At 43.7% G+C, this 13413-nt stretch carries 15 protein-coding genes; 7 read left to right on the top strand and 8 right to left on the bottom strand.

The window, feature by feature from the left end; genetic code table 11:
- Positions 1 to 33 precede the first annotated feature (33 nt).
- On the top strand, positions 34 to 765 hold the full coding sequence (gene radC, locus F6K53_RS12245; RefSeq protein WP_070394266.1) for a DNA repair protein RadC: 732 nt from the start codon (positions 34 to 36) through the stop codon (positions 763 to 765).
- 515 nt (positions 766 to 1280) lie between these two features.
- A complete protein-coding gene (msrB, locus tag F6K53_RS12240; RefSeq protein ID WP_293030700.1) occupies positions 1281 to 1679 on the top strand; it encodes a peptide-methionine (R)-S-oxide reductase MsrB in 399 nt (132 codons plus the stop codon).
- 34 nt (positions 1680 to 1713) lie between these two features.
- Here msrB and F6K53_RS12235 read toward each other — a convergent pair whose 3' ends face one another.
- Positions 1714 to 2598, bottom strand: coding sequence for a UTP--glucose-1-phosphate uridylyltransferase (locus tag F6K53_RS12235; RefSeq protein WP_293071842.1), 885 nt, complete (start codon positions 2596 to 2598; stop codon positions 1714 to 1716).
- Positions 2585 to 3637, bottom strand: a complete 1053-nt coding sequence (locus F6K53_RS12230; RefSeq protein WP_293029605.1) for a GHMP kinase — start codon at positions 3635 to 3637, stop codon at positions 2585 to 2587. Before F6K53_RS12230 ends, F6K53_RS12235 begins: the two co-directional genes overlap by 14 nt.
- 510 nt (positions 3638 to 4147) lie before the next feature.
- Between F6K53_RS12230 and F6K53_RS12225 the strand changes: the two genes are divergently transcribed.
- Positions 4148 to 4648 carry a peptidoglycan-binding protein gene (locus tag F6K53_RS12225; RefSeq protein WP_293071841.1) on the top strand — a complete coding sequence of 167 codons (501 nt, stop codon included), beginning with the start codon at positions 4148 to 4150 and terminating at the stop codon, positions 4646 to 4648.
- A gap of 234 nt (positions 4649 to 4882) precedes the next feature.
- On the opposite strand, the gene F6K53_RS12220 is transcribed toward F6K53_RS12225, so the two are convergent.
- A complete protein-coding gene (locus F6K53_RS12220; RefSeq protein ID WP_293029592.1) occupies positions 4883 to 5041 on the bottom strand; it encodes a hypothetical protein in 159 nt (52 codons plus the stop codon).
- Between the two features lie 113 nt (positions 5042 to 5154).
- Between F6K53_RS12220 and F6K53_RS12215 the strand changes: the two genes are divergently transcribed.
- On the top strand, positions 5155 to 5619 hold the full coding sequence (locus F6K53_RS12215) for a DUF4079 domain-containing protein (protein ID WP_071105518.1): 465 nt from the start codon (positions 5155 to 5157) through the stop codon (positions 5617 to 5619).
- Between the two features lie 249 nt (positions 5620 to 5868).
- Here F6K53_RS12215 and F6K53_RS12210 read toward each other — a convergent pair whose 3' ends face one another.
- The gene (locus F6K53_RS12210; RefSeq protein WP_293071840.1) at positions 5869 to 6576 is read right to left on the bottom strand and encodes a DUF1997 domain-containing protein; all 708 of its coding nucleotides are present in this window, start codon (positions 6574 to 6576) and stop codon (positions 5869 to 5871) included.
- Between the two features lie 474 nt (positions 6577 to 7050).
- Here F6K53_RS12210 and F6K53_RS12205 point away from each other — a divergent pair, with 474 nt between their 5' ends.
- Complete coding sequence (locus F6K53_RS12205; protein WP_293071839.1) at positions 7051 to 7710, top strand: NAD(P)H-binding protein; 660 nt, start codon at positions 7051 to 7053, stop codon at positions 7708 to 7710.
- 100 nt (positions 7711 to 7810) lie between these two features.
- Positions 7811 to 8536, top strand: a complete 726-nt coding sequence (locus F6K53_RS12200) for a glycoside hydrolase family protein (RefSeq protein ID WP_293044112.1) — start codon at positions 7811 to 7813, stop codon at positions 8534 to 8536.
- 116 nt (positions 8537 to 8652) lie between these two features.
- On the opposite strand, the gene F6K53_RS12195 is transcribed toward F6K53_RS12200, so the two are convergent.
- Together F6K53_RS12195 and F6K53_RS12190 are read right to left on the bottom strand one after the other, a co-directional pair.
- Positions 8653 to 8790, bottom strand: coding sequence for a hypothetical protein (locus tag F6K53_RS12195; RefSeq protein WP_293029577.1), 138 nt, complete (start codon positions 8788 to 8790; stop codon positions 8653 to 8655).
- Positions 8791 to 9086: 296 nt separating this feature from the next.
- The gene (locus tag F6K53_RS12190) at positions 9087 to 9233 is read right to left on the bottom strand and encodes a hypothetical protein (protein WP_293044114.1); all 147 of its coding nucleotides are present in this window, start codon (positions 9231 to 9233) and stop codon (positions 9087 to 9089) included.
- Positions 9234 to 9590: 357 nt separating this feature from the next.
- Here F6K53_RS12190 and F6K53_RS12185 point away from each other — a divergent pair, with 357 nt between their 5' ends.
- Complete coding sequence (locus F6K53_RS12185; protein WP_293071836.1) at positions 9591 to 10763, top strand: VCBS repeat-containing protein; 1173 nt, start codon at positions 9591 to 9593, stop codon at positions 10761 to 10763.
- A 283-nt stretch (positions 10764 to 11046) separates the two neighbouring features.
- Here F6K53_RS12185 and F6K53_RS12180 read toward each other — a convergent pair whose 3' ends face one another.
- Together F6K53_RS12180 and F6K53_RS12175 are read right to left on the bottom strand one after the other, a co-directional pair.
- Positions 11047 to 11298: a hypothetical protein gene (locus F6K53_RS12180; RefSeq protein WP_293071835.1), complete on the bottom strand. Its 252-nt coding sequence runs from the start codon at positions 11296 to 11298 to the stop codon at positions 11047 to 11049.
- 144 nt (positions 11299 to 11442) lie between these two features.
- A complete protein-coding gene (locus tag F6K53_RS12175) occupies positions 11443 to 12681 on the bottom strand; it encodes an HhoA/HhoB/HtrA family serine endopeptidase (RefSeq protein WP_293071844.1) in 1239 nt (412 codons plus the stop codon).
- Between the last annotated feature and the right edge of the window lie 732 nt (positions 12682 to 13413).

Raw genomic sequence — 13413 nt, 5'->3', positions numbered from 1 at the left:
ATAAATCCCTTCAGTCTTGGTCAGTGTACATCTATGACATATTGTCTGAGAATTGCTGATATTCCCATCAGTGAACGTCCTCGTGAGCGATTAGTTGCTCTAGGAGCTAAAAATCTGGCGACAGCGGAACTGCTAGCAATTCTTTTAGGTACAGGTCAAGGCAAAGGAAAGCTTTCTGCCATGGGTTTGGGACAGTTGATTTTACAGGAACTTGCCAAAGACCAACGAGACCCAATGGCTGTGTTGCGGAATATTAAAGCTCAAGAATTGACCCAAATTCATGGTGTTGGACTAGCGAAAGCCACAACGATTTTAGCAGCAGTGGAGCTGGGAAAACGGGCATTTCTGTCTCGACCAACAGAAGGTGTAATCATTGATAGTCCAGCCTCAGCAGCAGCATCTTTGAGTCATGACTTAATGTGGCAAAATCATGAAAGATTTGCTGTCTTGCTACTGGATGTTAAGAATCATTTGTTAGGTACTCAGATTATTACTGTTGGTACCGCAACAGAAACCATTGCTAATCCCCGGGATATTTTCCGAGAAGTGCTGCGTCAGGGAGCAACACAGGTAATTGTGGCTCACAATCATCCCACTGGCAGTGTTGACCCAAGTTTTCAAGATATTACTCTAACGGAACGGTTATTACAGGTAGGTCAACTCTTATGTATTCCGGTATTGGATCACTTGATTGTTGGCAATGGTAATTACCAGAGCATACGACAAGTAACCAAACTGTGGGATGAGTATCCCCAGGAAGATTGATACGAGTTGGATTCAAAGATAGTAGATTGGTTGAATGGGGAGATAGGGAGATGGGGAGATGGGGAGATGGGGAGATGGGGAGATGGGGAGATGGGGAGATTGGGGGAAAAGAAAGTTATATAGCAGTCGCCAGGGCAGTTAGGACATGACAAAAGTCTCAAACCTAAGTCTAGGAAGAGTTTAACTTCTGACTTCTGACTTCTGACTTCTGACTTCTGTTATACCTTTGACCGCAACTTACTATGACGTTTAGCGGTGGTAGACACGGAAGGGTTATCTCACCATTCATCTCATGGGCTAATAATTACCTTTGAATTATTACCCGTCATCAAACCCTGGCCATCTTCCCAAACGCCCCAAACTTCCCACACGCCCTAAAATACCCATCTCTTGTGTGCCAGAAAATGTTAAGTTAAGTATCAAAACGTGTCTTTTTTTTACAAAAGACCAGATCACCCTATTGGTGATCTCTCACCTCCCACGTATCAACAAAAAACTATTACAAGGATTCAGCCATGGTTAGTAAAGTCCAAAAGACTGAAGCACAGTGGAAAGAGCAGCTAACACCGGAACAGTATAAAGTCACCAGACAGAAGGGAACGGAAAGAGCCTTCACTGGAGAATACTGGAACAATAAGGAGAAGGGTATCTACAAATGTATCTGTTGCGGCACAGAGCTATTTAACTCCGATACCAAATATGATTCTGGGACAGGTTGGCCCAGTTTTTACGCACCTATCAAAGAAGAGAATGTAAAGGAGGAACCTGATAACAGCCTATTTATGCGCAGGACAGAAGTTTTGTGCTCTGTCTGTGACGCTCACCTAGGTCACGTGTTTAGCGATGGACCACCACCAACAGGCTTACGCTACTGTATGAATTCTGCTTCCCTTAGTTTCGAGAAACAGGATTAAAAAAACAGGATTAATCAGATCAAGTCACCTAAGTTTAATTGGGAAAATCAATTATGGTCTGTCGATAAAACTGGGGCATTCCGGTATCAAAATACTTGCCTTTAACTAGATAACCGGTTATGCCCTCTTCTTGTCGCAATTTATCAAGACAGGATGTGAGCTGAAATTCACCTTTTTCACGGATATTGTGGTTGATGTGGTCTTCAAGATAGTCAAAAATTTTCGGCTTAAGTACATACATACCAAATACCGCTAAAAACTGATCCTCCGCCATTCCTTCCATATGGAGATAGGCTCGCGCATACTCAAGAGTAGGCTTTTCATAAAGCTCTGTCACACGCAACTGTGATTCTGACTCTTCCCAAATCCCAGTCACACAACCGGCTTTATGAATAATCTCTCCTGGCATTACGGTCAAGGCAACAACGCTCTGATCAACCTGGTTATAAACTTTTAGAACTTGACTAGCACAGGAATTTTCATGGTCAGAAGTGTAAACATGATCCCCCAGCAACAATAGAAAAGGCTGATCGTTTACCCATTCTTTGGCACAGAATACAGCATGACCATAGCCTTCTTGCTCCTCTTGAATCAGAAAGGTAATTCTCTGGCCTAAATCCTGTAAATATTGGCTGTATGCTTGGTTTTCTGGAGAGAGTTTCTCGAAGAGTTCGGGTTTGGGGGGGGACTTAAACAATTCTTCAAAATGTTTGCGATCGCTTTTTTGCACCACAATCCCCACTTCTTCTATCCCAGCACTGACCGCTTCTTCCACAATCGCCATAATCACTGGTTTCGCCCTACCATCCCGGTCAATAATCGGAAATAACTCTTTTTTTACCACTTTGGTTGCTGGAAACAAACGGGTTCCAAAACCCGCTGCGGGAATTACAGCTTTGCGAACGTTATTGGTCTGCATAAATCGTTAACGCCAAAGATTCCATTTGGGGAAAATCACGCTCAATAATTTTAATTAACTTTTGTTGAGTTTCCTTGTCTTTAACAATAAATTGTGCACTGCCATCCCCTTGAGAGCCAACTCCCTTTCCCCCTAGGATATAAGGTTGAATTGGTTCATAATTCAGGATTTGGTGCAGCACTCCAGCAGTTAATTGCTCAGGGCAAGCAGGGATAAGATAGCGGTCGAATTCAGCTTGTGCCTGGTTCATCAAGGCACCAATCCGTTCAGCATCACCCCTTTCCAGAGCCTCAACTGCCTCCTGAGTAATTTTAGAACTGATTGGACCAAGATAGTGCTGAACATTCTGTTGTATTTCGTTAGTGGCGAATGGATAGCACTGATTCAGTTTACCGAGTATTTCCTGGGTATTTTTACTGGCACCGAGGTCTACAATTACAAAAAATAGATTCCGAGGTACCTTGAGTTCAGTAATATCGGTGTGATCACCATCAAACATCATCATGATTGGTCGATTGCCATAAGCACAGGCGAAATCCATCCGACCACATTGGGAAGGGGTGGTGGTTTCCCCTAGATAGGCTAACTCCATTTCCTCTTGGAGGCTCATGTTTAAGTCATACAGGAGATTGAAGCTGCGGGCAACTAGGACGGAAATTGCGGCACTTGAGGATAGCCCTTTCTTGATCGGTAAGTCAGTGCGGTAATTATCGATTTCAATTCCACCGACAGGATAGCGACAGAGACACTGGTAGGCAACCCCAGCAGCATAACTAAAAAAACCGCCTTTTTTAGCAACAGCGAGCAGAGCACTCCTTTCCATTGGTACACTAATAGAAACGGTGGGTTTACCCACCCTCAGGGAAGTACGAATAATCAGCTCGGTCGGATGAGATAAGACCAGAGCATAAATTCCCTGATTGGTTCCGGTGATTAAGGTGTAGCCCTTTTCCAGCTGGGGATTTAGGCAGCGATAGCCTCCTGCCCAATCACTATGTTCCCCAAATAGACAAAGGCGACCTGGGACAAACAGTTTCATTACTGAGTTAAATGCAAACGCAGTCTTGATTGGAATACAATACAGCCGGTGATTGCAGTAGGAGCTTCCGAGAGGCTACAGTGTATTTTAATGAGCTGCAAAGCACTATATAAAGAACTATAGTATGACATTGCCATCAGAGGGATTGCATTCAAAGACGGCAAGATACCATCAGACGGGTAAACTCTCGATAGAGGGTCCTACCGATCAATGCTACTTGGTATTAACTATAAATTTTGAAACCTCTATGTGGGTATATATAAATAAACGTAAAGTGGGGTAACTACATGGAACGTTTTATGTTAGCTACTGCATGCAAGCCTTGGCTGTGCATCCCTAAAGTCAACAATCACTAGTCAACACTTAACACTATACATAGTTACCCAGTGATTCAAATCACGCTTTACTGGCAGAAGGTTAACAACTTATTAAAACTTAAATCACCCCTGCTCAACCTCAGATATTTGATTATGAAGAATGCCAGGAAAAATTTCATCAGGGAAATCTAGCATGACAGCTTTGATTAATTTGGAAACCTCCCAGACCAGTGCTTGTGTCACTGCTTGGCTCAGAAAGCACACTCTTTATCTAGGGTTCATTGGTCTTTATGTGGTAGAATTACAAAGTATCTTGGCTCACCGGGGATATTACTTTGGTCCATTAGATGGTATCTTTGACACAGAGATTGAATATGCTGTGCAAGGCTACCAGCAAAAGGTATTTCTCAGAGCAACTGGTGTTGTAGACCAAAAGACCTGGCAAGCTCTTCTGAGTGGTACTCCCATCAATATGCCAATTATACATCCTGGTAGTTTTGGTGAGGCTGTCAAAACAGTCCAAGAAGTACTTTGGATTAGTGACTACTATACCGCTGAGATTGATGGCATCTTCGCTTCCCTGACACTCGAAGCAGTGCAACGCTTCCAACTCGACAGGGGTTTGCTAGGCAATGGTGTAGTTAGTGAACACACCTGGAACGCCTTGAGCGAGATGCCTCGCTATGTCTATTAGGCTAGTCTATTAGGCTATGTTTATTAGTGCTTTAGTCCTCTCGTAAAACATTGATACCAAGTTGCGATCAATGTTGCGATCAATCAAAGATATTATCCTTTGAACTGGTGAGGGAGTGAGCAGGTGAGCAGGGACTAGATTATAAAGGCAACTTGGTATGCTGACGGGGTGTTCAGGGGTGCGCTTGGGGGAGATGGGCAGCAAGAAATACGGATATGAACGCCAAACTGTAAGCTAACTGGGGTAAGCTAACAGTTCTGTTCCTGTATCTTTCCCCGGAATTGATTTAGGCATCAGTGGCAAGACGCGATCGCTTACCAAACCCATGCAATGGCAACTACCATGCAATGGCAACATTTCTACATCCTTAACAATCCCCAAATTCAGCGACAAGGAGCATAGCTATAGTACCATATTGTTTAACTGAGTTATTAGCACATTAGACTTGATAACGGCAATTATGTTATGTTAATTTTCATGAAGCTCCTGAAAATTGACATAACATTATGAACCTGCCAGAGTCTGTTAAATTTTGGTCTCAATTCTTCCACCCCTTACTGATGTGGGTGCTCCTAGCGGCAGCCTTCTATGCTCTTTATCTGGGCTTGAAAATCCAAAAGACTAGAACGGCGGAAGGTGACGAAAAGAAAGCGCTAGTTAAGGGTCAATATAATGTTAAGCACCATCTTGTGGGTTCAGCGTTGCTAGCCATGATGGTACTCGGTACAATCGGAGGTATGGCAGTAACCTACATTAACAATGGCAAGTTGTTTTTTGGACCCCATTTGCTGGCTGGTTTAGGCATGACCGGAATTATTGCTACCTCTGCCTCTCTAACACCATTAATGCAGAAAGGTCAAACTTGGGCTCGCTATAGTCACATCGTCCTCAATGTTGCACTCTTGGGACTATTCAGCTGGCAAGCCATCACCGGCATGCAAATTGTGCAGAAGATTCTTAGCAATCCGTAGATGATTTAATTTACCTAGGGGTGTGGTCTTGGTAAGCATTCAGCTATCAGCCGTCAGCCGTCAGCTTATTTTATTCAAAAGCAAAATTAGTAGCCTAAGCTATGGGCATAAACTGTTCGGTGTAGCGTGGCCACAGACCTTTAGCTGTTCACGTAGCACCTCAAGTAGCCCATAAGCTGATAGCTGATAGCTGACGGCTGAATGCTTACTGGTATTGTACCCCCCCTAGAGTAAATATTACTGTAGATTTTACCGCTGTGATTGGTTCGGTATAGGTAGACCATTACTGCTATGGAAGTCTTGCTGTACCTTGTGGGTTAAACGCCGGGAAACTTGACGCACAACTTGCTGCAAGATTCCGTTGCCTGTGCGTTGAATCAAGGACTGAGGGAGTTTCTGAATTGCCTTGGGAAACCACATGTAAACAATCAGGTCAAGATGCCACTCCACGCGGGTTATCGCTGATGGTATGGACTCCGATTCCAGCTGATGGTCTTGAAAATACTCCCTTGCTGGTACTTCTACTAAGGTCTGAGATGCCTGGAAATCAAGCTCATAGCCTGGACTGACGTAATTGGATATGGGAATTGTCCGAATCTGATAGGAATTTTCGTCTTGAGGTAACAATTCCAAACCGATTTTTGGCTCTACCCTATAGCCAAACGCCCCAAAGCTACCAATGGTCAAGATATAGCCATTGTCTGTGAGCAGTTCTACTTTCATAGGATGAGCGCAGCGACAAAACCAATCCTGGTGAGTATTTAGATAGGCACTCACTTGCTCAGCTGAAGCATACATCTCCATACAGTCTTGAAAATGACACTGAAACCGAGTCGGCTCACTACCTGAGTAAGACCCTGATGGAACAATAGGGTCAGTGTTGGCCTTTATAGCAGGAGTATTCAAATCGACCTGTTTTGCCTCAATTGACTGATGGTTAATAAAATGCGATCGCATACCTCATCCTCTTCATTTTATTGCCTTGTGACTAGTTGAGAAACTAGTTGAGAGCCTAGTTGAGAAATGTCCATGGGTCGCTCTTGCTTATCCAGCTCCTCTGGCTGAGTTCATCAGGAGTCGGACAAAAACAAGTTGAGCTATGTAAACAAGTGTAAAGTTTGGGGGACTGATCTAGCTGGGTTTCTGGTGATGCGAGATCAGTTATTAGATCAGTTATTAGATCACTGACTATAGCAGGTTTTAATTAGATCCACCCACAAAGTCTTAGAAAAACACATGACCTATAAACTTATACAACCGAGAGGTTGGGGTTTACGGAAGCTATGCAGCAAGGGAACAGGGGGTTACCCCCACTCGCGCTTTGCATCAAGACAAAATCCAATAATTCTCGATTGAATGGCCTAGTTTAATTTTCACTCAGAATAACTGGTAAACTGGCTAAGCTACTAGGTGAATTGTACGGAAATTGCTATGAAAGCATGTGTAGCTGGAGCAACGGGAGAAACAGGAAAGCGGATTGTACAGGAACTGGTTATGCGTGATATTCCTGTACGGGCTTTAGTGCGAAATTTAGACTACGCTCAAGAAATATTACCACCAGCAGCAGAATTAGTGGTGGGGGATGTGCTCAAACCCAAGAGCATCAGTGCTGCGATCGGAGATAGTACTGTAGTGCTGTGCGCCACTGGTGCTCGCCCTACCTTTGACCCAACCGCACCCTACCTGGTGGATTACGAAGGCACTAAAAATTTAGTAGATGCTGCTAAGCAAAAAGGGGTAGAACACTTTGTATTGGTTTCTTCTCTCTGTGTGTCCCAGTTTTTCCATCCCCTCAACCTATTCTGGCTGATTCTGGTCTGGAAGAAGCAAGCAGAGGAATATATCCAAAAAAGCGGCTTGACCTACACCATTGTGCGACCAGGTGGTCTCAGAAACGAAGACAACTCAGACCCGATTGTCATGTCTGGGGCAGATACTCTATTTGAAGGTAGCATACCTCGCACCAAAGTAGCAGAAGTTTGTGTTGAGGCGCTGTCGGAACCGGAAGCTCGGAATAAAATAGTAGAAGTGGTTAGCTCAGCAGAAGCTCCCGATCAAGGCTGGGAACAGCTATTTGCTGACGTAGGTTGAGGGAGTGTTGAGCGTTCGCTTAGCGTGACGTTCCGTCAATGGCATTTTGTGAACACTATTAAGTTCACAGTATTAACACTAGTAAGGATTATTCAACTGAGTGTCTTCATCACCCCGGCAGAAGTACGGAAAGTTAAGAGGATTTCCAAATACTTCCTATAAATTTACACTCAAAGGCTTATTTTACAATATTTCAGCCTTAGTGATAGTGAGCTTATTATTGGGGATTTATCTCAGACATGTGTTTAATAGATGGGCTTACTACCCGGTTTCGCGATCGCTATCTGATTATCCTACCAGTATTCACGGCACCCCTCCCTTAGTGATGAGGGGGGGAGATCCTTACATTCGCGCCCTAATGCGTACTATCACCGCTAGTGAAGCCAATGACCCCCAACCCTACACGATTATCTATGGGGGTCAACACGTTTCTGATTTAAGGCGTCATCCTGAAATATGTGTTCCCATAGTCGCTGGTCCTAATGTTGGAAAATGTAGCACAGCAGCGGGACGGTATCAGTTCCTTGATTTTACCTGGAAAGAAAAGGCACAACGCTATCACCCCAGACCCTCAGGCTTTTTGTTTTGGAAGCAGTATAGCTTTGAGGCACACTTCCAGGATGCTGTGGTTCACGATTGGCTCAAGGATAGTAGAGCCTGGGGGATGGATATTCCCAAAGAATTGCGGCAAGGAAATTTAGATAAAGTTTTGCGGCGGTTGTCTGGTACTTGGACAAGTCTAGGTTATGGCATAGAAACAAATAGCATGAGTAAGCACTTGCCAAAGGTTTATCAACGGATGCTTGAGGAAGAACTAAAGCAATAATTATGCAGGCTGGAAGGCAGGCAGGCAATTAACAATTTTATAGCATTTTATAGCATTTATTAATTTGGTGAGGTACAAAGTCCTGTTTGTTTTGTACCTCACCTATTTTATACTTGCTATAGTATTTTTATTTGATACCAAGTTGCGGTCAAACGTACAACTTTCTCTTCCGCCAATCTCCCTATCTCCCCATCTCCCCATCTCCCCATATTCCCCTCCTGGGAGGGGTTAGGGGTGGGTCCCCATCTCCCCATCTCCCCATCTCCCCATCTCCCCATCTCCCTATCTCCCCATCTCCCCATCTCCCCATCTCCCTATCTCCCTATCTCCCTATCCAACCAATCTACTCTCTTTGAATGCAACTCGGTATGAGATGTAAACATAGCATTGATAAAAAGAGGTAACAGAGAACAGGGAAAACTAGTAAATAGTTCCGAATATTTTTTGATTTTATTATAAATCATCAAGATTGTTCATGACCTATTTATCCCTGCTAGATATAGATAGCTTATAGCAATTCTACGACTTTTGAGGTACAAATTTCTGGTTTTTAGGGAGTAGGGAGCAGGGAGCAGGGAGCAGGTAAGAGGGAACCCACCCCTAACCCCTCCCAGGAGGGGAAGGGAAGAGGGAAGAGGTAAAAAATAATGTGTACCTCATGAGTCCTAGAAACGCTATATTTATTGAAATATATCATGACATTATATTAGCATTCAAGGGTTTTGAGTGTTGTTTTTCCAAAAGTGAGATGCACCCTATCAAAATTTAAAAGCTATACACAGCAATAATTTTAGGTAATTTAAGTTAACAGTTTAGCAAACAGGACAGAGCCAAAAAGTACCCTTAAGGGTACTGTTGAACCATAACTAAGCCTCCCATCATAGAAACCTGGGGGGGTGACCAAATTATCCTGATCAAAGGATAAAGTCATGAAATATTTAATGGGTAACCTTGTGATGGTGAATCCCTAGTAAACACTGAAAAGCAGACTAGGTAACATTTCCGAATAACTAGTCAAAAGCGACAGATTATTATTTTTGAGTAAAGAAAAATTATGGTAAAAATTCAAGCTGAAAGCTTTCCAAATCTAACGAATTTTGTAATTGAGAATAATAGCGATGCTGAGGGTGGTTCAGTCATCAGGATATCTGAGGATTCTGGTACTGCTACTAGAACCTTTGACCTACCTACTGGTAACTACGAAGTAAGGTTGGGCTACTTTGATGAGACTGATGGGGATAGCACCATAGATATCACTATTGGCGATACCGAATTGCCAACTTTAACTTTCAATAACCCCCCTCCTGGTGCTGGTAATACGCCTAATGCTGATAGTTTTGTCAATCAACAAATTAGCAGTACCGTATTCATCGAGAATGGAGACCTGATCACAATTAACGGTACTTCTGATGGCGGCGAATTGACCCGAATTGACTTCATTGAGTTTAATGAACTTGATGCCCCTTCTGCGGATATTTTCTGGCGTAATTCCGAAACTGGAAACAATCTTGCCTGGATCATGGATGGCACCAACTTGGGTCAGTCAAATTCGATTCAATCGGAACCAGCTGACAGTCCCTGGGAGATGCGTGGTGCTGGAGACTTCGACAGCGATGAGCAAAAGGATATTCTCTGGCGTAATACCGATACCGGAGATGTTGGCTTCTGGTTAATGGAAGGCTTTGAGTTCAAAAGCGGAGCATCTAGCACCCAGGTATCAGACCTCAACTGGGAAATCCGTGGCACGGGAGATTTCGACAGTGATGGAGAAGAAGATATTCTCTGGCGTAATACCGAAACCGGAGAAAATGCGGTTTGGTTGATGAATGGCACGGAGCTGGATCAGGGAGTCTTGATTACCAGGGAGAATGATGGTCAGAATTTGGTAGTACCAGAAGACGGTCTATGGCAAATGGAAGGTGCTGGAGATTTAGATAACGATGGTGACGCGGATATTCTGTGGCGCAATACTCAAAACCAAGATGTCTACTACTGGCGGATGGATGGTACTGAGTATGTAGAGTCAGTGTTCATTGACTCAGCACCAATCAGCGGTGAGTGGGAAATTCGTGGTACTATGGACTTTGACGATAATGGTTTTGACGATGTCCTGTTGCGTAATGGCACTACCGGACAAAATCAGATCTGGCTAATGAATCAAACGGGGCTACAGCAGGCAGTTGCCACCGAGTCCTTAACAGGGGACGAGTGGCAAAGCTATGTTTAACAAAACTCGCGGAATTCCCCACCGTCTTTCACGGTGGGGATGGATAGCGAGACGAGGACTTGTTGCGAATCGTGTTAGAATAAAGTTGGTTGATGACCCGCCTGACTGACTAAAAGGCTACCTTCAAGGTGTAAAAGTACTAGCAGAGCTCAGGGTTTGAAGTTACCGTAAGTAGAGTGGAGCCTTAATCAAACAGTTTTAACCCTTTTATGCATAGCCGACCAACCATAAAGGCTCCACTCTACTAAGGTTTCGTCTCCGGGAAGAGACTTGCCCCGGCTGGTTAGCCATAGAGCTGTAATTCCATGGTAAGTCTGTCGTAAAAGTTATACGTCGATAGAAGGCGGATGTCTGCCTGTGGACGCTGAGTAAGACCAATTCCAGCAGGCGCGCGCCTCTGGTTGAGGCATCGGCGGATGAAGCGGGAAACCTCAAAGACGAATAAGACCGTCCCTGATTTGAGTTGAGAATTGGAAGCCCCAACCTCAGCGTTCGCGTAGCGTGACCAAAGGTCAAGCAGGTTGGGGTACTTCACTATGCCAGTCTGGTTAATTATTCATTAGTGATTCAATAAGCAATTAGCATTCAGCAGACAGCTGAATGCTAATGTGATCCAAAGCCCGATAATTAAAGGGATTAACTGAACTTGATATTAACCGTTTCAACTACTACTTAACTACTACTTACCAGTGGGAAAAGCACCAGGTCGCACAGTCAATTTGGTATCTTGTTGATTGCGGCGCAACTCTAGGATTAAATCACTACCTACTTTGGTTTTAGCCACAGACTTCTGAACTTCTGTTGCATCTTTGACTGGCTGATCATTTATTTTGCGGATCACATCACCCGCACGCAATCCTGCTTTAGCAGCTGGGGAATTAGGTATTACTTTGGCAATCAATACTCCTTTTTCTTCATCAACCATCAACCCAGCATTGGGATTACTGTTGATCTGTTGTTTAACCTCTGGGGTTAAGGTTACCATCTGGATGCCCAAGTAAGGATGTTCTACTTTACCATCAACAATCAGTTGCTCAGCAATTCCTTCCACCGTATTAATGGGAACGGCAAATCCTAACCCTTGAGCACCTCGAATAATAGCTGTGTTCATGCCAATCACTTCACCAGAGGCATTGAGCAGGGGTCCACCGGAGTTACCGGGGTTAATAGCAGCGTCGGTTTGGATAAATTCCACTCGCTTATCGGGAACACCGACTTGAGAGCTAGAACGACCCGTAGCACTAATGATGCCAGTGGTTACAGTACTATCTAAACCAAGGGGATTACCAATTGCGATCGCCCATTCTCCTGGGGTGAGTTGATCGGAATCACCCAGAGCAACGGTAGGTAGGTTTTCCGCCTCAATCTGGATCACGGCTACATCTGTCAAGGGATCGCTTCCCACTACCGTCCCTTTAAATTGGCGACCATCTTTGAGGATTACATTAACACTATCCGCACTATCGACTACATGGGCATTGGTGAGAATATAACCATCGGTATCGATAATGAAACCTGAACCGGTACCCTGTTCAACTCGCTCTTGGGGTACATCGGGAAATGGGAACCTAAAAAATTCCCGGAACATTGGGTTTCTAAAAGTATCTGGGACTCTACTGGTGACGGTTCTAGAAGCGTTAATCCGCACCACTGCTGGTCCAACTTGTTCTACCACATTGGTGATAAAGTTGGGATTTTGAGTCACCACAGGTTTACTGCCTGGAAGCCTAGCTGTTTTGTTCTGAGGGACAATTGCTTGAGGGGATGTGGATTCGGGAACAGAGTTACGTAATGCTACATAACCGCCGGAAAAGCCTAACCCTGCTCCCAGTAACAACAGTGATACATAAGTTCCTGCTTTTTTTAAGGGATTACGGGTGGTGTGATTAGATTTGGGGGTTTGATGGTCTACTAGCATAAGATTCTGTTGACAAAAGGGTAGATCGACTGGGACGCAGTGGGCTTGATAGTGGTTTTGAATCAGTTCCTGAATGACTGGGCTTTGATAATTGCTGGATTTACGCACTAAGTTTATTAAAACCGGGTTTATCTTGATCAATCAAAGGCTGAAATCGGTGTAATTACGTTAAGAAACCGGGTTTCTGCGTAAGTCCTATAATTTAATCTAGACATCTTCTGTTAATTTTCTGTGAGAGCAGTGTTTAACTTAGATTAAAATTATTGAGGGTTGGGACTTGAGAACAATCGGTAATAGAATTAGCTAGGGAAGCAGCCCTTTGCTTTGGGGGCTATAGCCTAGGGGCAAGCAGGGAGAAATAGTTCCTATCCAATATGATCATTAGTCTAGCGCATTCCCCTAGTAATGGAGGTTGACAATACTACCAATATGTGATGGGTTAACCGAACATCCATACACTTCTAAGATGAAATAGTGTCAGGAATCCTACCTATAGTGAGTTGGTAATGGATAATGGGTAATTGGTGATTCGCTAACTATTACTGATTACCGATTACTGATTACTTAGGAAGTGTGTTCAAGGGTAACGTCGTGTCAGTTAAATTCGGATTATGTAAGAGAAAATTGTTAAAATTTAAAACCAAATATTACCATATAATAGTAGAAAAAATAAGGAATATAAAAAATAATGTTTTTTAACAAAAAATTCTAATAATAAAAATTAGGTAGGTA

Origin of the sequence: Moorena sp. SIO4A1, from assembly GCF_010672065.1 — a bacterium.
Taxonomy (GTDB): Bacteria; Cyanobacteriota; Cyanobacteriia; order Cyanobacteriales; family Coleofasciculaceae; genus Moorena.
Note: the sequence above shows the minus strand (reverse complement) of the source record. Positions and strands in the feature narration are given on the sequence as shown.

Coding starts and splice junctions, on each gene's coding strand:
- radC (WP_070394266.1), top strand. CDS start 34: ATGACATATTGTCTGAGAATTGCTGATATTCCCATCAGTGAACGTCCT.
- msrB (WP_293030700.1), top strand. CDS start 1,281: ATGGTTAGTAAAGTCCAAAAGACTGAAGCACAGTGGAAAGAGCAGCTA.
- F6K53_RS12235 (WP_293071842.1), bottom strand. CDS start 2,598: ATGCAGACCAATAACGTTCGCAAAGCTGTAATTCCCGCAGCGGGTTTT.
- F6K53_RS12230 (WP_293029605.1), bottom strand. CDS start 3,637: ATGAAACTGTTTGTCCCAGGTCGCCTTTGTCTATTTGGGGAACATAGT.
- F6K53_RS12225 (WP_293071841.1), top strand. CDS start 4,148: ATGACAGCTTTGATTAATTTGGAAACCTCCCAGACCAGTGCTTGTGTC.
- F6K53_RS12215 (WP_071105518.1), top strand. CDS start 5,155: ATGAACCTGCCAGAGTCTGTTAAATTTTGGTCTCAATTCTTCCACCCC.
- F6K53_RS12210 (WP_293071840.1), bottom strand. CDS start 6,576: ATGCGATCGCATTTTATTAACCATCAGTCAATTGAGGCAAAACAGGTC.
- F6K53_RS12205 (WP_293071839.1), top strand. CDS start 7,051: ATGAAAGCATGTGTAGCTGGAGCAACGGGAGAAACAGGAAAGCGGATT.
- F6K53_RS12195 (WP_293029577.1), bottom strand. CDS start 8,790: ATGGGGAGATGGGGACCCACCCCTAACCCCTCCCAGGAGGGGAATATG.
- F6K53_RS12190 (WP_293044114.1), bottom strand. CDS start 9,233: ATGATATATTTCAATAAATATAGCGTTTCTAGGACTCATGAGGTACAC.
- F6K53_RS12185 (WP_293071836.1), top strand. CDS start 9,591: ATGGTAAAAATTCAAGCTGAAAGCTTTCCAAATCTAACGAATTTTGTA.
- F6K53_RS12175 (WP_293071844.1), bottom strand. CDS start 12,681: ATGCTAGTAGACCATCAAACCCCCAAATCTAATCACACCACCCGTAAT.